This window comes from Saccharomonospora xinjiangensis XJ-54 (assembly GCF_000258175.1).
Classification (GTDB): Bacteria; Actinomycetota; Actinomycetes; order Mycobacteriales; family Pseudonocardiaceae; genus Saccharomonospora; species Saccharomonospora xinjiangensis.
In genome coordinates this window covers 2,896,029-2,914,974 of record NZ_JH636049.1, presented here as the reverse complement: position 1 = coordinate 2,914,974, position 18,946 = coordinate 2,896,029, and the positions used below count along the sequence as shown (strand labels likewise).

17 protein-coding genes are annotated in these 18,946 nt (G+C 67.6%); 10 read left to right on the top strand and 7 right to left on the bottom strand.

Annotated elements, in window-relative coordinates; genetic code table 11:
- The first annotated feature begins 1 nt into the window (after position 1).
- The 3 genes from SACXIDRAFT_RS13055 (at position 2) to SACXIDRAFT_RS13045 (ending at position 2,528) form a co-directional block, all read left to right on the top strand.
- The gene (locus SACXIDRAFT_RS13055; protein WP_006239036.1) at positions 2–772 is read left to right on the top strand and encodes an ABC transporter permease; all 771 of its coding nucleotides are present in this window, start codon (positions 2–4) and stop codon (positions 770–772) included.
- A gap of 138 nt (positions 773–910) precedes the next feature.
- Positions 911–1,732, top strand: a complete 822-nt coding sequence (locus SACXIDRAFT_RS13050; RefSeq protein WP_006239035.1) for an ABC transporter permease — start codon at positions 911–913, stop codon at positions 1,730–1,732.
- Position 1,733: 1 nt separating this feature from the next.
- Positions 1,734–2,528, top strand: a complete 795-nt coding sequence (locus SACXIDRAFT_RS13045) for an ABC transporter ATP-binding protein (RefSeq protein WP_006239034.1) — start codon at positions 1,734–1,736, stop codon at positions 2,526–2,528.
- Between the two features lie 8 nt (positions 2,529–2,536).
- On the opposite strand, the gene SACXIDRAFT_RS13040 is transcribed toward SACXIDRAFT_RS13045, so the two are convergent.
- Entirely contained in the window at positions 2,537–5,398 is a 2,862-nt protein-coding gene (locus tag SACXIDRAFT_RS13040; RefSeq protein ID WP_006239033.1) for a sensor histidine kinase, read from the bottom strand.
- Positions 5,399–5,584: 186 nt separating this feature from the next.
- Between SACXIDRAFT_RS13040 and SACXIDRAFT_RS13035 the strand changes: the two genes are divergently transcribed.
- A complete protein-coding gene (locus SACXIDRAFT_RS13035; RefSeq protein ID WP_006239032.1) occupies positions 5,585–6,553 on the top strand; it encodes an ABC transporter substrate-binding protein in 969 nt (322 codons plus the stop codon).
- A 24-nt stretch (positions 6,554–6,577) separates the two neighbouring features.
- A complete protein-coding gene (locus SACXIDRAFT_RS13030) occupies positions 6,578–8,224 on the top strand; it encodes a DNA repair helicase XPB (protein ID WP_006239031.1) in 1,647 nt (548 codons plus the stop codon).
- Positions 8,225–8,297: 73 nt separating this feature from the next.
- On the opposite strand, the gene SACXIDRAFT_RS13025 is transcribed toward SACXIDRAFT_RS13030, so the two are convergent.
- Entirely contained in the window at positions 8,298–8,636 is a 339-nt protein-coding gene (locus SACXIDRAFT_RS13025) for an alpha-amylase inhibitor (RefSeq protein ID WP_157599664.1), read from the bottom strand.
- 123 nt (positions 8,637–8,759) lie between these two features.
- Between SACXIDRAFT_RS13025 and SACXIDRAFT_RS13020 the strand changes: the two genes are divergently transcribed.
- Positions 8,760–9,671, top strand: coding sequence for a DUF72 domain-containing protein (locus SACXIDRAFT_RS13020; protein WP_006239029.1), 912 nt, complete (start codon positions 8,760–8,762; stop codon positions 9,669–9,671).
- Between the two features lie 10 nt (positions 9,672–9,681).
- Here the strand turns inward: SACXIDRAFT_RS13020 and SACXIDRAFT_RS13015 are convergent, their stop codons facing one another.
- Both SACXIDRAFT_RS13015 and groL read right to left on the bottom strand, forming a co-directional pair.
- Positions 9,682–10,260 carry a type 1 glutamine amidotransferase domain-containing protein gene (locus tag SACXIDRAFT_RS13015; RefSeq protein ID WP_006239028.1) on the bottom strand — a complete coding sequence of 193 codons (579 nt, stop codon included), beginning with the start codon at positions 10,258–10,260 and terminating at the stop codon, positions 9,682–9,684.
- Positions 10,261–10,703: 443 nt separating this feature from the next.
- On the bottom strand, positions 10,704–12,332 hold the full coding sequence (gene groL, locus SACXIDRAFT_RS13010) for a chaperonin GroEL (RefSeq protein ID WP_006239026.1): 1,629 nt from the start codon (positions 12,330–12,332) through the stop codon (positions 10,704–10,706).
- A gap of 341 nt (positions 12,333–12,673) precedes the next feature.
- Between groL and SACXIDRAFT_RS13005 the strand changes: the two genes are divergently transcribed.
- The 4 genes from SACXIDRAFT_RS13005 to SACXIDRAFT_RS12990 all read left to right on the top strand — a co-directional run bounded on the left by SACXIDRAFT_RS13005 (position 12,674) and on the right by SACXIDRAFT_RS12990 (position 16,426).
- Entirely contained in the window at positions 12,674–13,630 is a 957-nt protein-coding gene (locus SACXIDRAFT_RS13005) for a siderophore ABC transporter substrate-binding protein (protein WP_006239025.1), read from the top strand.
- A gap of 83 nt (positions 13,631–13,713) precedes the next feature.
- Positions 13,714–14,658, top strand: coding sequence for an ABC transporter permease (locus SACXIDRAFT_RS13000; protein ID WP_006239024.1), 945 nt, complete (start codon positions 13,714–13,716; stop codon positions 14,656–14,658).
- On the top strand, positions 14,655–15,671 hold the full coding sequence (locus SACXIDRAFT_RS12995; protein ID WP_006239023.1) for an iron chelate uptake ABC transporter family permease subunit: 1,017 nt from the start codon (positions 14,655–14,657) through the stop codon (positions 15,669–15,671). The genes SACXIDRAFT_RS13000 and SACXIDRAFT_RS12995 overlap by 4 nt, the downstream gene beginning before the upstream one ends.
- The gene (locus tag SACXIDRAFT_RS12990) at positions 15,668–16,426 is read left to right on the top strand and encodes an iron ABC transporter ATP-binding protein (RefSeq protein WP_006239022.1); all 759 of its coding nucleotides are present in this window, start codon (positions 15,668–15,670) and stop codon (positions 16,424–16,426) included. Before SACXIDRAFT_RS12995 ends, SACXIDRAFT_RS12990 begins: the two co-directional genes overlap by 4 nt.
- 6 nt (positions 16,427–16,432) lie before the next feature.
- Here the strand turns inward: SACXIDRAFT_RS12990 and SACXIDRAFT_RS12985 are convergent, their stop codons facing one another.
- The 3 genes from SACXIDRAFT_RS12985 to SACXIDRAFT_RS12975 all read right to left on the bottom strand — a co-directional run bounded on the left by SACXIDRAFT_RS12985 (position 16,433) and on the right by SACXIDRAFT_RS12975 (position 18,946).
- A complete protein-coding gene (locus SACXIDRAFT_RS12985; protein ID WP_006239021.1) occupies positions 16,433–17,917 on the bottom strand; it encodes a serine/threonine-protein kinase in 1,485 nt (494 codons plus the stop codon).
- A gap of 84 nt (positions 17,918–18,001) precedes the next feature.
- Positions 18,002–18,208, bottom strand: a complete 207-nt coding sequence (locus tag SACXIDRAFT_RS12980; RefSeq protein ID WP_005441480.1) for a cold-shock protein — start codon at positions 18,206–18,208, stop codon at positions 18,002–18,004.
- A gap of 144 nt (positions 18,209–18,352) precedes the next feature.
- Positions 18,353–18,946 carry an AIM24 family protein gene (locus tag SACXIDRAFT_RS12975; RefSeq protein ID WP_006239020.1) on the bottom strand — a complete coding sequence of 198 codons (594 nt, stop codon included), beginning with the start codon at positions 18,944–18,946 and terminating at the stop codon, positions 18,353–18,355.

Genomic DNA, 18,946 nt, shown 5'->3' with positions numbered 1-18,946 from the left:
CGTGCGACCTGTAGTACGAAACCTCGTCGGCCTGATCGCCTTCCTCGGTCTGTGGGAACTGGTGGTCAGGCTCGACCTGGTCAAGGAAGAAGACGTTCCACCCGCGACGGTCGTGCTGACCAGGATCGCGGACCTGCTCGGGCAGGAGGAGTTCCTGCGCGACACCGTCGCCACCGTCCTCGCGTGGGCGCTGGCGCTCGGCATCGCCGCGGCCATCGGAATCCCGCTCGGACTGATCCTCGGCAACTTCCCCAAGGTGCGGCTCGCGACAAGGGCCGTCGTGGAGTTCCTCAGGCCGATTCCGTCTGTGGCGCTCATCCCGCTCGTGCTGGTGTCGATCGGCGGCGGACCGGAGGCGAAGATCACTCTCGCGGTGTACGCCGCGTTGTGGCCGATCCTCTACAACACCATCTACGCCTTCGACGAAATCGATCCGCTGCTTATCGACACCGCGCGGTCGTGCGGGGTCGGCAAGGCGGGGATTCTCACCGCCGTCGCGCTGCCGCACGCGGCTCCGTTCGTGTTGACGGGCATCCGCATTTCGGCGTCGGTGGGTCTCATCGTCATCGTCAGCACGGAGTTCATCGCGGGAGCGAACATCGGCATCGGCAGCGTCATCCTCGAAGCCGCTTACGGCGCAGGCAGAACGGACATCGTGCTCGCGGGCACCGTGGTGGCCGGGCTCATCGGCTACCTGGCCAACGAGGGTTTCGAAAGGCTCGGCGGAAAGCTGTTCAAGTGGCACAAGGCCACCACCTCGGAGGTGGCATGAGCGAGGATTTCCAGCCGCTCAAGGCCACCGACCGGGTGCGGGTGCCCCGCAAGAAACAGGAGGTGGCATGAGCGAGACTCGTGGACCGCGCATGGCCACCGACCGGGTGCGGGTGCCCCGCAAGAAACAGGAGGTGGCATGAGCAAGGCAGCAGGTGCCGTCGGGAACTTCCTGTTGAAGTGGTCGCTCGCGATCGCACTCGTCGTGGTGTGGGAGTTGGCGACCACGGCCGCGGGGAGCGTGTTCTTCCCTCGGCCGACGGAGATCGTGGCGGCGGCGTTCGACGTGTGGTTCTCCGGCGCGGCCTCGCAGCTCTATCTCGCGGAGACCGTCTTCGAGGATGTGCTGCCGAGTCTCGGCAGGGTCTTCGGGAGCTGGGCGATCGCCGTGGTCGTCGGGGTTGCTCTGGGCACGGCGCTCGGCCGGTCGCAGGTGGCGCTGGACTACACGGGGCCACTGTTGTCGTTCATGCGGGCCGTCCCGCCACCGGCGTTGATCCCGGTGTTCCTCGTGCTGTTCGGCATCGACAACACGATGAAGGTCGTGACGATCGTGTTCGGCTCGATCTGGCCGATCATCCTGAACACGGTTGACGGAGTCCGCTCCGTCCATCCGTTGCAGCAGGAGACCGCGCGGTCGTTCCGCACCCCGCGCCCCTACTGGATCATGATGGTGGTGCTTCCCGCTGCCCTTCCCAAGATTTTCGCGGGTATGCGGCTCGCCCTGTCCCTCGCGTTGATCCTCATGGTGATCGCGGAAATGGTGGGAACGACCAACGGGATCGGTTTCGAACTGATCTCCGCGCAGCAGAGCTTCGACTTCACGACGATGTGGGTGTGGATCGCGCTGCTCGGAGTACTGGGCTACGGGCTCAACGCGATGCTGCTCGCCGTGGAGCGCAGGGCACTGTCCTGGCAGCCGGGGAGAAGCGCCGCTGACGCCAAGACGACGGGAGCGTGACATGGCAACAATGCTGGAGGTGTCGGGCCTCTACCACCGCTACGGCGGTGGGGACGGCACGCACCTCGCGGTGGACGACCTGACGTTCACCGTGGAGACCGGGGAGCTCGCGTGCATCGTCGGGCCTTCGGGATGCGGCAAATCGACGATGCTGCGCTGCATCTCGGGGCTGATCAAACCGTCCGGCGGTGAGGTGTCGCTGCACGGCGACAAGGTGGACGGTGTTCCGGAGGATCTGGCCGTGGTCTTCCAGGACTACAGCCGGTCGCTGTTCCCGTGGCTGACGGTGCGGCAGAACGTGGAGTTCCCGCTGCGGTGGCGTGACATCGCCAAGGCCGAACGCCGCAGCAGGGCCGAGGAAGCTCTTGAGTGGGTGAACCTCCCCGGTGTGGCGAACAAGTACCCGTGGCAGCTCTCCGGCGGGATGCAGCAGCGGGTGTCGATCGCGAGGGCGCTGGCGAGAAGGCCCGCTCTGCTGCTGATGGACGAGCCGTTCGCCTCGGTGGACGCGCAGACGCGGTTCGAGTTGGAGGACCTGCTGCGGACGGTGCAGGCCCAGAACGGCAGCACCATCCTCCTCGTCACCCACGACATCGACGAGAGCGTGTACCTGGGTGATCGCGTGCTCGTGCTGTCGAAGTCCCCCGCCACCATCGTGGCCGACCTGACGGTCGATCTCCCCGCGGAACGCGATCAGATCACGACGAGGGAGTCCCCCGAGTTCGTGTCGCTGCGGGCGGAGGTGGCGAGGCTGCTGCACGGCGGAGCCAGGACCCCGGCCGGAGCGGGCGACTGACGACGAGGTCATTCGCCACGCGCGTGGCGGCCCTTCCGCACGCCATGTTGGAGGCTCGTCATGCGTGCCCTGACCGCCTCCGGTGAGCGGTTCACCGGAGGCGGTCGCTCACCGCGTCTGTCCACGGCGCCGTGGCCGGGCGGGTGGGGCTTCGGCACGGTGCCGTCGTCCTCGGCCGACAGCGCCGACGCGATCGACGACGGCACAACGGGTGTCGGTTCGGTCCTCTCGGTGTCAGCCTCGATGTCCTCGACAGCGTCGGCGTTCCTGACGGCGTCGGCGTCCTCGGCGCCGTACCCGGTGTCGTGGGACGCCGGTTCCTCGAATTCGCCGGGCCAGTGGACGTCCTCCGCGCCGGGAGCCTGCTCGTCGGGGAACCATTGGGACAGCACGGCCTGGTAGGCGGGCAGCCGATCGGTCGGCACCTCCTCCTCCAGTGCCGGCGCGTACCGCGCATCGTCGTCCTCCGTCGGCCACGCCGGTTGAGCGCCCAGCTCAATCGTGGTGCGGCGCGGCGAGAGCGCGGCAGGGGGAAGAGCTGCCAAGGGGCCTGCCGGATCCCAGGCGCCGCCAAGGTCACGGGTGCGCTCGGAGTCCGAGGTTTCCCCCGGCCCTGTCGGCTCAGGATCGACGTCGTTGTACTCGTCGTCGTTGTACTCGTCGTCGTTGTACTCGTCGTCGTACTCGTCGTCGTAGTCATCCGGGTACTCGCCGGGATACTCGCCTGCTTCCTCGTCCTCATCGGACACATCGTCGAGCACCTCGTCGGACACCCACGTCGCGGCAGGCTCGCCTGCTGTCGCGCCCATCGCCGTTTCGGCACCGCCGGCGTCCGGTTCGACGGCGAACGGCTCTGGTTCCCGCTCCGAGGGAACGGGCAGTTCGATGGACTCGGGCGTGTCGGGCTCCACCAGGTCGGTGGGTACCAGCACGGTGGCCACGAGACCTCGCGGTTCGGCTGCGGCCAAGCGCACCTCGATACTGTGCCGCCGCGCGAGCCTGCCGACGACGTAGAGCCCCATCCGGCGCGACACCTCGACGTCCACGTCCGGCGGTTCGGCGAGGCGGGCGTTGGCCCTCTCGATCTCCAGTTCGGGCATGCCCGCGCCCCTGTCGAAGATCTCGATGCGCCACTGCCTCTCGCGCGTCACCGAACCGGCTACCGTCACGGGCTCGTGTTCCGGCGAGTACGCGGTGGCGTTCTCGAACAGCTCGGCGATCACATGGATGAGGTCGGCCGCCGCGTCACCGCGAACGGAGAGCATCGGCGGCGTCTCGACCGCGATGCGCTGATAATGCTCCACTTCGGACAGAGCAGCACCGATGATCTCCGAGGCGGGAACCGATCCAGGCAGCGGCCTTCCCGCGTCCTCTCCCGCGAGCACGAGCAGGTTCTCGCTGTTGCGCCGCATCCGGGTGGCGAGATGGTCCAGCTCGTACAGACCACCGAGGATCTCGGGATCCTGCTCGTGTTCCTCCATGCGGTCGAGCACGACCAGCTGCCGCTCGACGAGGTCCTGACTGCGCCGGGAGAGGTTCACGAACATCGAGTTCACGTTCTCCCTGAGCATGGCCTGCTCACCCGCGAGTCGCACGGCCTCGCCGTGCACGGCGTCGAACGCCCTCGCCACCTCGCCCAGCTCGTCGCGCGTGTGGACGGGCACGGGTTCGACGGCGCGGGTGACCATGTGCTCCGGCGTGGGATGTTCCTCGGCGAGGATGTCATCGACGGCCGCGGGGAGTTTGTTCTCCGCGACGTCGAGCGCGCTGCTGCGCAGCGCCTTCAACGGCCGCAGCAGCGACCGCGTGATCACCACGGCGAGGATGGCCGCGAACAGCAACGCGCCGAGCACCACACCCGCGTCGGTGCCTGCCGATCGGCGCGCGTCGGCGGCGAGCGCGTCCGACCGTTCCTGCAACTGCACGAGAAGCGCTTCCTGAACCTCCTTCACCAGATTCACGGTGTAGGTGGACGCGCTGTCCCACTCGTCGGCCGACAACCCGGCGAGGTCGCCGCCGTTCTCCGCCCGCGTGAGCACCGATTCGACGATCCCGTTGCCGAGATCGACGACGAGACCGATCACCGTGTCGCTGTACATGCGCTGCTGCTGCGGGGTCGCGAACGTGAAGAAGGCGTCCTTCGCCGCCGTCAGCTCGGCCTCCGTGGCGAGGAGCGTGCGCTCGGTGCCCTTGGTGAGCTCGCCCCGCGCGAGCGCCTGAGCCACGACAGCGCGCCTGACCGACATCTGGTCCTTCACCCTCGCGAGGGCGTTGGCCGCGAGCCTGCTGCCTGCCAGCTCGCGATCGACGGCGTCCGAGACGAAGACCTCACCGACACCGAGCACGTCCGAGATCAGCTCGCTGTACGAGCGGAGCACCGCGTCCGACGGCAGGTCGGTGTTCTCCCCCGCGTACCGCAGACCCGTGAGGGAGTCGAATTGGCCCGCGATGCGTTCGAACGACCCGATCGACTCGCGCGAGAGCGCGTGTTCCGACTCGACAAGCGCCTTGTCGAACGCGCCGACGGCGGAATCCACCTTCGCGCGCTGCTCCCTGAGTTCGGTGAGGGGCTCCTTCCTCCCACCTGCCACGAATCGCACGGTGAGGTCGCGCTCCCGCTGGAGGTGGTGCACCGCCTCCGCGACCGCGGTCTCCACCCTGATCCGTTCGGCGCTCTCGCTGAACGTCGCCGCCCTATCCAGGTCGTCGGTGGCGCGGAGTGTGACGAGCACCAACACAGCCACAGACGGGATGAGCAGCATCACCAGCAGCTTGGTGCGCAACCGCCAGTGACGGATACGCCAGCGGCCCCCCGTGTTCCCGGCGATCGCCGCGCCGTCCCTCGGAGGGCGTTCACCGCGACGAGTCACCTGGGCTTCCTTCGGTCATCCACAGCAGGCCGGTCCGCTTCGAATTGCGCAGGAGGAGGGTAACGACACCCTGTCACATTCGAAGGGACGCCCGTGGCCGGAGAAGGGTTGCCGACGCATGGTATTGCCTTGATCGCCCTAAGCTCCACACATTGTCGGGATTTCACCTGAACTTGGAGGCGGCCGGTGCGAAGTCGGGTACACGTGCTTTTCGTCCTCGCTGTCGTTTTGCTCCTCGGTTCCTGCTCCGTGTTCACCGAAACGACGAACACCACCGCGCCCGCGCCCGAAAGGGACCGTCTTGTCGTGGGCGTCGGCAACGCGGTCGAGACCGCCCCACTCCGGCTGGCTGTCGCCGACGGCCTGTTCCAGCGCGGCGGGCTGAGCGTGGAACTCGTCGAACTGAAGGAGGGTGACGACCCCGTCTCGGTGCTCACGAACGGGGAGGTGGACGTGGTGTTCGCCAGCAACGTCGCCCTGTTCCGAGCGGCGGGAAAGGGCGCCAAGATCCGGCTCCACGGCGAGGCCTACGTCGCGGGAACCGGATCGATGGCGCTCGTGACACTGCCCGATTCCGCCTACACCGACCCCGGCCAACTGGAGGCCCCTCGCATCGCGGTTCCCTCGCCCAACGGCCTCGGATCGCTCACGTCCCGTTCCGTTCTCGAAGCCGCAGGCGTCGATCCCACCAAGGTCACTTTCCCGGTGATTCCGTTCGACGGAATGGTGGAGGCATTGCGTACCGGCAGGGTGGACGCGGCCTGGCTCACCGAACCACACCTCACCGCCGCGCAGACGGAACACGGTGTCCGGCTACTCGCGGATTGTGCTCACGGCGCCACGGAGAGCTTTCCCATGTCCGCGTACGCGGCGACCGAAAAATTCAGTTCCGCGAATCCGAGGACTCTCGCGCTGTTCCGGGAACTGCTGGCGAAGGCTCAGCAACGAGGTGCCGACAGCGGCGCCGTGCGCGGGGAGCTGACCCACCTCGGTGACATCGACGACGTCACAGCCTCACTGGTGTCGCTGGGCTCGTATCCGCAGGTGGTCCACGCCGAGAGACTTCAGCGGGTCGCTGACCTCATGCACGGCGCGGGACTGCTCTCGGAGCGCCTCGATGTGGCGTCGTTGGTGCCGAAGGGGGAACTTCCCTGATCCCGGGCACGTATAAAGGAGGGCGTGACTGATGGCCCCCTGATCGTCCAGTCGGACAAGACGGTGCTGCTGGAGGTCGATCACGGCCTCGCCGAGGACGCACGCATCGCCATCGCGCCGTTCGCCGAACTCGAACGCGCTCCTGAGCACGTCCATACGTACCGGATCACCCCGCTGGCGCTGTGGAACGCCCGCGCTGCGGGGCACGACGCCGAGCAGGTGGTCGATGCCCTCACCACGTACTCCCGGTTCCCCGTGCCGCAGCCCCTGCTCATCGACGTCGTTGACACGATGGGCCGGTTCGGCAGGCTCCAGATCCAGAACCACCCGGCCCACGGCCTCGTGATGGCCACAACCGACCGCGCGGTACTCGAAGAGGTCCTGCGCCACAAGAAGATCTCCCCGATGCTCGGCGCGCGCATCGACGACGACACCGTCGTGGTGCATCCCTCGGAGCGGGGCAGGCTCAAACAGGCGCTGCTGAAGGTCGGGTGGCCCGCCGAGGACCTGGCGGGGTACGTGGACGGCGAGTCCCACCCGATGTCGCTCGCCGAGGACGGCTGGGCGCTGCGGGACTACCAGCGGCAGGCCGCCGACGCCTTCTGGGCCGGAGGTTCGGGCGTGGTCGTGCTCCCGTGCGGAGCCGGTAAGACGCTCGTGGGCGCCGCGGCCATGGCTCGGGCACAGGCCACGACCCTCATCCTCGTCACCAACACGGTCGCGGGCAGGCAGTGGAAACGCGAACTGGTGGAGCGCACCTCGCTCACCGAGGACGAGATCGGCGAGTATTCAGGGGAGAAGAAGGAGATCCGTCCCGTCACCATCGCGACGTATCAGGTCGTCACCCGCCGCACGAAGGGCGAGTACCGCCACCTCGAACTGTTCGACTCGCGCGACTGGGGACTCGTCATCTACGACGAGGTGCACCTGCTTCCTGCCCCGGTGTTCCGCATGACGGCCGACCTCCAGTCGCGCAGGCGGCTCGGGCTCACGGCGACGCTCGTGCGTGAGGACGGCCGTGAGGGCGACGTGTTCTCCCTCATCGGCCCCAAGCGCTACGACGCCCCGTGGCGCGACATCGAAGCGCAGGGGTGGATCGCACCCGCCGAGTGCGTCGAGGTGCGCGTCACGCTCACCGACGCCGAGCGCCTCGGCTACGCCACCGCCGAGAGCGAGGAGCGCTACCGGCTGGCCTCCACCGCCCGCACCAAGATCGGCGTGATCTCCTCGATCGTCGAGAAGCACGCGGGCGAGCCGACCCTCGTCATCGGCGCCTACCTCGACCAACTGGAGGAACTCGGCGCCGAACTGAACGCACCCGTCGTGCAGGGTTCGACGAAGAACAGGGAGCGCGAAGCTCTGTTCGACGCCTTCCGCAGGGGTGAGATCGACAAACTCGTGGTGTCCAAGGTCGCCAACTTCTCCATCGACCTTCCCGAGGCGTCCGTGGCCATCCAGGTCTCCGGCACCTTCGGCTCCCGCCAGGAGGAGGCCCAGCGGCTGGGAAGGCTGCTGCGGCCGAAGGGCGACGGCAGGCAGGCGCACTTCTACTCCGTCGTCGCGCGTGACACCGTGGACACCGAGTACGCCGCCCACCGGCAGCGCTTCCTGGCCGAGCAGGGCTACGCGTACCGCATCGTCGATGCCGACGACCTGCTGCGGCCCCTGTGAGGTAGTCCTCCGCGACCCACGGCGACCGTTGTGACGCGCCGCCGCCGGAGAGCAGGCTCCGGCGGCGGGGTGTTCAGCAGGGCTTGTGACCCTCGAAGCGGCGCGGATAGCGCGGAACGGTGTTCGACGCCTGCTGCCCCGGCCGCAGCTCGATGCACACGCTGTCGGTGCCGAACGCCCAGACCACCCGGACGTACTTCGTGGTGGAGCACGAGTAGTTCCACACGTACGCCGTCTGCGTCACGGTGCCCACGTCAACCCACGACGACACACAGTTCGGGGTACCACCCAGAACCCCTACGTCCGAGCTCGCGGGCGCGGCACTCGCCGATCCCGCCCCGAGCATCGTGGTGAGCGCCACCGCCGACGCCGCAGCGGCGAGCGACTTCCTCATTCTCTTCGGACCAGTCACAGTGACTTCCCTTCCGGGCACGCCCGACTGCGCGCCCGTGACACTGTGCCACACCTTCACTCCCCCGCGTACCAGTTTGTTCGAATCATGTTCGAATGATCACGTCCGCATCAGCTCGCTCTGATGCGCCCTTCCTGCCACCGTGCCACCCTGGCCGATGGCAGGAAGGAGCGAGGCATTCCGGGTGACGGCGAAATCCGTGTCGGCACGTCAGGGTGGATCTACCCGGCCTGGCGTGGGGAGTTCTACCCGAAGGGACTGCCGAAGCGGAGGGAACTCGAATACCTCTCGCGGCGCGTGAACACCGTGGAGATCAACGGCTCGTTCTACTCGCTGCAACGCCCCCAGAGATACCTGCGGTGGAAGTCCGCGACGCCGGACGACTTCCGGTTCGCGGTCAAAGGCGGCCGGTTCATCACGCACATGCGCCAACTCCGGGGCGTGGAGGCGGCATTGGCGAACTTCTTCGCTTCCGGCGTGCTGGCCCTCGACGACAAACTCGGCCCCGTACTGTGGCAACTCCCGCCCCGGCTGCCCTTCGACGCCGCCCGCCTCGCGTCGTTCTTCGCGCTGCTGCCCCGCAGTACCGGCGAAGCCGCCGCGCTCGCGACCCGGCACGACGAGAAGGTGACGTTCGAGCCCTACACGGAGGTGCGGACGAACCGGCGGCTGCGTCACGCACTCGAAGTGCGCCACCCCAGCTTCACTGATCCGCGGTTCCCCGAACTGGTGCGCGCTCACGACATCGCGCTCGTCGTCGCCGACACGGCGGGCACCTGGCCCTACCTGGAGGAGACGACCTCCGACCTCGTCTACATCCGGCTCCACGGGGACGTGGAACTCTACTCGAGCGGATACAGCGACGCGGCGCTGCGGGAGTGGGCGGGCAAGATCCGCCGATGGCGTGCGCAGGGGCACGACGTCTACGTCTACTTCGACAACGACGTCAACGTGAAGGCACCCGGCGACGCGATGGCGCTGGCTGACGAACTCGGCCTGCACCGCGCGCCGCCGGGTGATTCCTCGGGAGGTTGAGAAAGACGGCTCAGGCGTTGGCCTTCTGCCTTGAGTGCTCACCTTCCGCGATCTCCTCGACGAGTTTCGAGCAGAACGCGGGCAGGTCGGCCGGTTTGCGGCTCGACACGAGCCCGCTGTCCACCACGACCTCCTCATCGACCCACTCGGCGCCGGCGTTGCGCAGATCCGTCTTGAGACTCGGCCACGACGTCATCCTGCGACCGTTCACGACACCGGCCTCGATCAACGTCCACGAACCGTGGCAGATCACCGCGACAGGCTTGCTCTTGGAGAAGAACTCGCGGACGAAGCCCACGGCGTTGTCGTCGGTGCGCAGAAGGTCGGGATTGGCGACGCCCCCTGGCAGCACCAAGCCGTCGTAGTCGTCAACGCGTGCCTCCGTGACCGTCTTGTCAACGGAGAAGGTGTCGCCCTTGTCGAGGTGGTTGAACGCCTGGATGCTCCCGGTTTTCGTGGAGATCAGCTCGGGCGTGCCGCCTGCGTTCTCGACCGCCTTCCACGGCTCGGTCAACTCGACCTGCTCCGTTCCCTCCGGCGCCGCCACGAACGCGACTCGACGGCCGGTGAGTGTGTCCGCCACGCTCATCACTCCTTCCTTGGGTACGCCCTCGGGCTACCCGTCCGAACGAGTGAACGAAACGACCGTGTCCGCATCTCCTGCACGCGTGTCCGCACTTCCTGCACGCGTGTCCGCACTTCCTGCACGCGTGTCCGCACTTCCTGCACGGGTGCTGGCACTTCCTGGACGCAACCACGAGCCCCACGCAGGAACTCGCACCTCACCTCGCGCGCGGGGCCCCGCCTGCGAAACATGCGCCCACAGCCTGCCAACTCCGCACCTGGCGACCCGTGCACAAACTGCCAACACCCGTACACAGACTGCGGACACGAGTGCACAAACTGCCAACACCCGTACACAGACTGCGGACACGAGTGCACAAACTGCCAACACCCGTACACAGACTGCGGACACGAAAAGGCCCGGCCCCACCGAGGGAGCCGGGCCTTTCCGTGGCTACGGGGCCGGAATCACATCATGCCTTCCATGCCACCCATGCCGCCTGCCGCGTCAGCGGCCTTCTCCTTCTCCGGCTTGTCCGCGACCACGGCCTCCGTGGTCAGGAACAGCGCGGCGATGGAAGCGGCGTTCTGCAGCGCGGAGCGGGTCACCTTGGCCGGGTCGATGACGCCGGCGGCGACCAGGTCCTCGTACTCGCCGGTGGCGGCGTTGAGGCCGTGACCCTGCGGCAGGGACTTGACCTTCTCCGCCACGACGCCGCCCTCGAGACCGCTGTTGACGGCGATCTGCTTGAGCGGGCTCTCGACGGCCACCTTGACGATGTTCGCACCGGTCGCCTCGTCGCCTTCCAGCTTGAGGCTCTCGAACGCGGACTTGGAGGCCTGGAGCAGAGCGACGCCACCACCGGCGACGATGCCCTCCTCGACGGCTGCCTTGGCGTTGCGCACCGCGTCCTCGATGCGGTGCTTGCGCTCCTTCAGCTCCACCTCCGTGGCGGCGCCTGCCTTGATGACCGCGACACCACCAGCGAGCTTCGCGAGACGCTCCTGGAGCTTCTCGCGGTCGTAGTCGGAGTCGCTGTTCTCGATCTCGGCGCGGATCTGGTTGACCCTGCCCTGGATCTGCTCGGCGTCACCGGCACCCTCGACGATGGTGGTCTCGTCCTTGGTGACGACCACCTTGCGGGCCTGACCCAGCAGGGAGATGTCGGCGTTCTCCAGCTTGAGGCCCACGTCCTCGCTGATGACCTGGCCGCCCGTGAGGATGGCCATGTCCTGCAGCATCGCCTTGCGGCGGTCGCCGAAGCCAGGAGCCTTGACGGCGACGGACTTGAAGGTGCCGCGGATCTTGTTGACGACCAGGGTGGCCAGGGCCTCGCCCTCGACGTCCTCGGCGATGATCAGCAGCGGCTTGCCGGCCTGCATGACCTTCTCCAACACAGGGAGCAGGTCCTTGACGTTCGAGATCTTCGATCCGAACAGCAGGATGTACGGGTCCTCCAGAACGGCTTCCTGCCGCTCCGGGTCGGTGGCGAAGTAGGCCGAGATGTAGCCCTTGTCGAAGCGCATACCCTCGGTGAGCTCGAGCTCGAGGCCGAAGGTGTTGGACTCCTCGACGGTGACGACGCCTTCCTTGCCGACCTTGTCGAGCGCCTCGGCGATGAGCTCACCGATGGTCTTGTCGGCCGCGGAGATCGACGCGGTGGCGGCGATCTGCTCCTTGGTCTCGACTTCCTTGGCCATCTTGTGCAGCTGCTCGGTGACAGCCTCGACGGCCTGCTCGATGCCGCGCTTCAGCGCGATGGGGTCGGCGCCCGCGGCGACGTTGCGCAGCCCTTCCTTCACGAGGGCCTGCGCGAGCACGGTGGCGGTGGTGGTGCCGTCACCAGCGACGTCGTCGGTCTTCTTCGCGACTTCCTTGACGAGTTCGGCCCCGATCTTCTCCCACGGGTCCTCGAGCTCGATCTCCTTCGCGATCGAGACACCGTCGTTGGTGATCGTCGGCGCGCCCCACTTCTTCTCGAGCACGACGTTGCGGCCACGGGGGCCGAGCGTCACCTTGACGGCCTCGGCGAGGGTGTTCAAGCCGCGCTCGAGACCGCGGCGGGCGTCCTCGTCGAACGCAATCAACTTGGCCATTGCGGTGTGGTCCTCCGGTAGTCAGGACACGTCCTCGGCCAGGCTCGGTGCCCGCGACGGACGACCAGTTCGGTATTGCCGAACGTGGCCTCACCGTCCCGACCTTCAGGCGGCGGTCGGCGACCTACCGCCTAGCACTCGACGGTGCCGAGTGCCAATTTCGTGTTTAGCACTCTCGGGGTGCGAGTGCAAGCAGAATGCCCCCTCATCGCCCATCCCGACCGCGATCACCACCCCGGCGATATAGCTCACTTTGCGACCGGCGTCACTCGCCTCCCGTCGTCAGCCCACTTAAGTTAGCCTCACCTATCTTGAAAATTCGATCTTTCTAGGGAGCAAGCATGCGTGGGAGTCACCGCCGAGGGGCGCTCGCCGCTCTCCTGGCCGGCCTCGTGGGCCTGCTGACCGCGTGCGGCGGGGTTGACGCGGACACCGCCGACGGCGCCAACGGCAAGGGGGCCGTCACCATCGAGCACGCCCAGGGGTCCACGTCGCTGGACGGGACACCCGAGCGGGTCGTCGTCTTCGATCTCGGTGTGCTCGAAACGCTCGACGTCCTCGGTGTCGAGGGCATCGTCGGTGTTCCCGAGGTTCCCAACCTGCCGAAGCCGCTCACCAAGTACGGCTCCGACGACTACACCAAGGTCGGCAGCCTCAAGGAGCCCGACTTCGAGCAGGTCAACGCGCTCGAGCCCGACCTCATCATCGTCGCTGCGCGGTCGGCGCCCGCCTACGCCGAGCTGTCCGAGATCGCGCCGACCGTCGATCTCAGCGTTGACGCGACGAACTTTCTCGCCAGCGCCTCGGAGCGCATCGAGACGCTCGGCACGCTGTTCGGCAAGGAGGACGCCGTCAGGGAACGGCTGGACGCCCTTGCCGCGAAGGCCGAGGAAATCACATCCTCGGGTGCGTCCGAGAAGACGGGCCTCGTGGTGCTGACCACCGGCGGCAAGCTCAGCGCCTACGGCCCCGGCTCCCGGTTCGGCTTCGTCTACGACGAGCTGGGCGTGAAGCCTGCCGTGGACGGGCTCTCGGACGAAGCCCACGGTGACGCCATCTCCTCCGAGTTCGTCGCCGAGGCGAACCCCGACCTGATCTTCGTGATCGACCGCGACTCCGCCATCGGCGAGGCAGGCCAGTCGGCCAGGCAGGTTCTCGACAACGCGCTGATCAACGGCACCACCGCCGCCAAGGAGGGCGGCATCGTCTACCTCGACGCCGCGCAGTGGTACCTCACGTCCAACGGGCTGCCGTCGCTGGAGTCCATGGTGGCCACCGTCGGGGACAGCGTGGCGTGACGACGTCGGCAACATCGGCGAAGCGACCGGCACGGTCAACGCGGCGGGCCAGGCGCTCCGGCCAGGTCCGCCGCCGCCACATCGTGCTCGCCGTCGGGCTCCTCGCCCTGGCGTCGTTCGGCTCCCTCTTCGTCGGCGTCAGCCACCTGACACCTGCCGGGTTGCTGGCAGGCGACGAGAACCAGCTCATGATCCTGTGGGAGTCACGGCTGCCGAGGCTACTGGCGATCCTGCTGGCAGGCTCGACGCTGAGCGTCGCGGGGCTGGTCATGATGAGCCTGACCCGCAACCGGTTCGTCACACCTTCCACGGCAGGCACGGCCGAGTCTGCCTCGCTCGGCGTGCTCGTGGCCACCGTGTTCTTCGGCGCGGAGGCGGTCGGGGTGAAGATGGCGGTGGCAACCCTGTTCGCCCTGCTCGGCACCGGCATCTTCCTCGCGCTGCTGCGGCGGCTGACGTTCGCCGACATCATCGTCGTGCCGCTCGTCGGCATCATGTTCGGCGGCGTGATCTCGGCGTTGACCACGTTCTTCGCCTACAGGGCCGACCTGTTGCAGACGCTGGCCGCCTGGACCAGCGGCGAGTTCTCGGGTGTCCTCAGAGGACGTTACGAACTGCTGTGGATCACCGCGGCCGTGGCGCTCGTCGGTTACCTCTTCGCCGACCGGTTCACGCTCGCCGGACTCGGCAGGGATTTCGCCGTCAACCTCGGCGTCCACTACGACCGCGTGGTCACGACGGGTCTCGTGCTGGTGTCCGTGATCACCGCCGTCGTGGTGGTGACGGTGGGCCACATCCCGTTCCTCGCGCTCGTCGTGCCCAATCTCGTCACGCTGCTGCTCGGCGACAACCTTCGCCGCGTCCTTCCCGTGACGGCGCTCGCCGGGGCGTTCTTCGTGCTGTGCTGCGACGTCGTCGGCCGCACGATCCGGTACCCGTACGAGATCCCGGTCGAGACGATCGCGGGTGTCGTCGGCGGAGCCCTCTTCATCCACCTCGTGCTGCGGGCAAGGCGGAAAGCCGCATGACCACAACCTCCGGAACCGAGCGAATCGGCCGCGTCACGAGAGTCGGCCGGCCGGCAGCCGAGCTGAGGCGGCAGCGCCGTGTCATGGGCGTTCTCGCCGCCGTCACGCTGGCAGGCGCCGTCGCGTTCTGCGTCGTCGGCCTCACCGGCAACATCGAGTACGCGCTCGGCATCCGCCTGCGCAGAGTGGCCGCCATGGTGGTGGTCGGCGTCGCCGTCGGCTACTCCAGCGTGCTGTTCCAGACCGTCACGAACAACCGCATCCTCACCCCGCAGATCATGGGGTTCGACTCGTTGTTCGTCCTGGTTCAGACGCTGATCGTGTACTTCGCCGGCGCGATCGCGTTGAGCAGCGCCGATCCGCACGTGCTCTTCGCCGTTCAGGCCGGAGTGATGGTCGCGTTCGCGTTCGCGTTGCATCGCTGGCTCTTCGACCGCAACAGCCGCGACCTCTACCTGCTCGTGCTCGTCGGCGTCATCTTCGGCACGCTGTTCTCCAGCCTGTCGTCGCTGGCCGCGAGGCTGATCAATCCGAACGACTTCGTGACGTTGCAGGACAGCCTCTTCGCGAGCTTCAACTCCATCGACGAGAGCCTGCTGTGGTTCTCCTCGGTCCTGCTCGTGGTGCTCTGCGCGCTGGGCACTCGGCTGTTCCGCAAGCTCGACGTGGTCGCACTCGGCAGGGACACCGCCGTGGGACTCGGCGTGAACCACCGGTCTGTGGTGAATCGCGCCCTCGTGCTCATCGCGATCCTCGTGTCGGTGTCCACGGCGCTGGTCGGCCCCGTCGCCTTCCTCGGCGTGCTCGTGGCCAACCTGGCACGGCAGCTCACCCGCTCGTTCCGCCACGCCGTCGTCGTGCCTGCCGCGTCGCTGCTGGCGGTGGCGACGCTGACGCTGGGGCAGCTCGTACTGGAACAGGTGCTCGGCACGGACACCGCACTCAGCGTCGTCGTGAACTTCGGCGGCGGCCTCTATTTCATCGCCCTGCTCGTCCGGGAGTCAACACGATGATCGAGATCAACGGCGTCAGCAAGAGGTACGGAGAGACGACCGTCGTCAACGACGTCTCGCTGTCCATCCCGCCCGGCGGGATCACGTCCGTGATCGGGGCGAACGGCGCGGGCAAGTCAACGTTGCTCTCGATGGTGAGCAGGCTGCTCGAACCCGACAGTGGATCGATCACTGTGGACGGTCTCGACGTCGCGAGAACCCGTACCGAGGAACTGGCGACGAGATTGGCCGTGCTGCGGCAGGAGAACCACACTTCGGTACGGCTCACCGTGAGGGAACTCGTCTCCTTCGGACGGTTCCCGCACTCGGGCGGGAGGCTGACGAGCACGGACCACGACATCATCGACGACGCGGTGGAGTACTTCGAGCTCACCGCGTTCGCCGACCGTCCACTCGAAACGTTGTCGGGCGGGCAGCGTCAGCGCGCGCACGTCGCGATGGTGCTCTGCCAGAGCACCGACTACGTGCTCCTCGACGAACCGCTGAACAACCTCGACATGCGGCACTCCGTGCAGATCATGCGCAGGCTACGGCGCATGGCCGACGACTACGGCAAGACCGTCGTCATGGTCGTCCACGACATCAACTTCGCCGCGCGGTACTCCGACCGCATCGTCGCCATGCGTGACGGCGCGCTGGTGGCACACGGGGCGGTCACCGACGTCATGACGCCGGACGTGCTGCACACGGTGTTCGATCTCGACATCGCCGTGCACGACGTCGGAGGGCGCCGCATCGGCGACTTCTACGGCTGAGGCTTCTCAGCCGCCCGGCACGATGGGGATGCTCGTCGGCGGCAGATCGCTGCTCGTCCCCGGGTTCTTGCCTGTGGGAACACCGCCCTGGCCAGGGCCGATCGGGATCGACGGGATCGACGAGCTGCCGCCCTGAGTACCGGGGCCGACCTCGCCGCCCTCGTCGCCGTCGTCGTTGCCGTCACCAGAGGTCAGCAACACCACCACAAGGACTCCGACCCCGACGACGACCGCCGCGGACAGCGCCCAGACCCACCACCGTGTCGAGCGTTTCCCAGGAGGGCTGCCGTACTGGTGGCCGCCTGCCGAGGGTGCGTAGCCACCCGGCAATTGTGGTGAGGGGGAGCCCTGCGGCGGAGTGCCGTACGGCGAGTGCGGCATCGAAGCCTGGTATCCCTGCGCCGGTCCCTGCTGTCCGAAGTGTTGCGCGCCCGGATGCTGCTGGGGATGCTGCTGCGGCTGCTGCCCTGGATAGCCCGCCATCGGTTGCTGCGCCTGGTGTGCCTGCTGCGCCTGTTGCGGAGGAGCACCGAACTGCCCCTGCCCTGCCTGCTGTCCCTGCGGCATCGCGGGACCGCCTTGAGCACCGAAAGGCTGCACCGGCGCCCCCTCTCCGACTCGGCCGTGTTTCTGTCGTGTGCCCGCATCGTCGTCGAGCGCCTTGCGTGCCGCCGAAACCAACTCGACACAGCTCGCATACCGCTGTTCCGCCGACTTGGCCATGCCCTTGCGCACGACCTCGTCGATGGCGGCTGGCAACGCCGGAACCGCCTTGACCACCGAAGGCACGTCACCGCTCAAGTGCCCCTTGATCACCGTCTGCACGTCCCCCTTGAACGGGGGTTGCCCCGTCAGGCAGGCGAACAGCATGCAGGCGAGCGCGTACTGATCGGTGCGGCCGTCCAGCGGCTCCCCGCGCAGATGCTCGGGCGCCGCGTACGTCGGCGAGCCGAGAAAGTCACCGCTGCGCGTTCGGTGTCCCGTCGTTCCCCGCCTCGTCAGGCCGAAGTCGGCGATGTAGACGTGCTCCCGCGCCGATTCCCGGCTGGTGACGAGAACGTTCGCGGGCTTCACGTCGAGGTGGACGAGACCGCGCTCGTGCAACGTGTCGAGAGCGTCCGCGACCTGGTCGAGCAGGCCGAGTGCACGCTCGGGCCGCATCGGGCCTCCCGAGATGAGGCTCGCTAGGTCAGAGCCGTCAACGAGCCTCATCGCGATGTAGAGCATCCCGTCGAGGTCGCCGAAGTCGTAGAGCGGCACGATGTTGGCGTGATCGATGGCCGACGTGTTGCGGGCCTCGTCCACGAATCTCTCGCGGAATTCGGCATCCGCGCCGAGGTGCTCCCCGATCACTTTGAGGGCCACCTTGCGTCCCAGACGCACATCGGTGGCCCTGTACATCACGCTCATGCCACCTCGGCCGAGCACACCGTCGATGCGGTAGTTGCCCAGCCGCCGACCTGTCAGGTCGGCCGACTCCTCGCCTGCCACAGAGCGCAGCCTAACGCCTGCACCTCGGCCCCGGTGCCCGTGTCCGCGAGGACGTGACCGGGGTCCGGAGCCGAATCACGAGCGCTACGAGACCTTACGGACGTCGGCGGCCTGACTGCGGCCGTCGCGCCCGGCCGTGATCTCGAACTCCACCCGGTCACCCTCGTCGAGGGTCCGGAAACCCTCCGCCTGGATGGCGGAGTAGTGTACGAAGACATCGGGGCCTTCGGGAGACTCGATGAACCCGTAACCCTTTTCCGCGTTGAACCACTTGACCGTGCCGACAGCCACGGCGTCCTCCTCGTGCCATACCAGACGCGGACAGTCGGTGCCTGCCGCGCTCCAAGCGACGATCACGCTACCCGAAGAATGCGCCGTAGCAATGGTCAATTCGCGGTAAATACGTGGCGTGAGCGGCCCTTCCTCCCCCGCTCTCTACGGCCGGGCCCTGGTCTGCACCAGCACCGTTCCCGGACCCGCCACGTCCAGTGCGAGGCCCTCGCCCGTCCTGACCGACTGCGGCTCCGCCGGGTCGAGCGCCCGTAACCTCACCTGCACGGTGTCGGGAAAGGCCAGGACGAACAGCGGGTTCACGGTCACCACCTCGCCGGCCTTGAGCGTCAGTGCGTCAACCGGCCCTCGTGAGGCGAACACCAGTGAGCCGACACCGCTGAAGTGCTTGAGGAAACCGGAATCACCCCCGAAGAGCGACTGGTGAGCCGGCCACGGGTGATCGTGGCGCACGGTGGCAGGCCGGGCCAGCACCGCGTCGGAGGCCACCGACCAGCCCAGCTGCCCGCTCAGCTCCAGCGGGTACACGTCACCGGGCTGTCGCGGGGCGAGATCGATCCACCCGCCCTGCGCGGGCGCCGTGAAGATCGCCGGGCCGCTGCTCTTCCCCTTCTTCGAGCGCGTGACGCCGAAACTGTGCGCGAGCACGGTGTCGGCGGACGCCTCGACGGCCTCGCCCGACGTGAGCGTGACCCGTGCGACTCCGAAGGCAGGAGTGTGCCGAGTGCGGACGTGCAT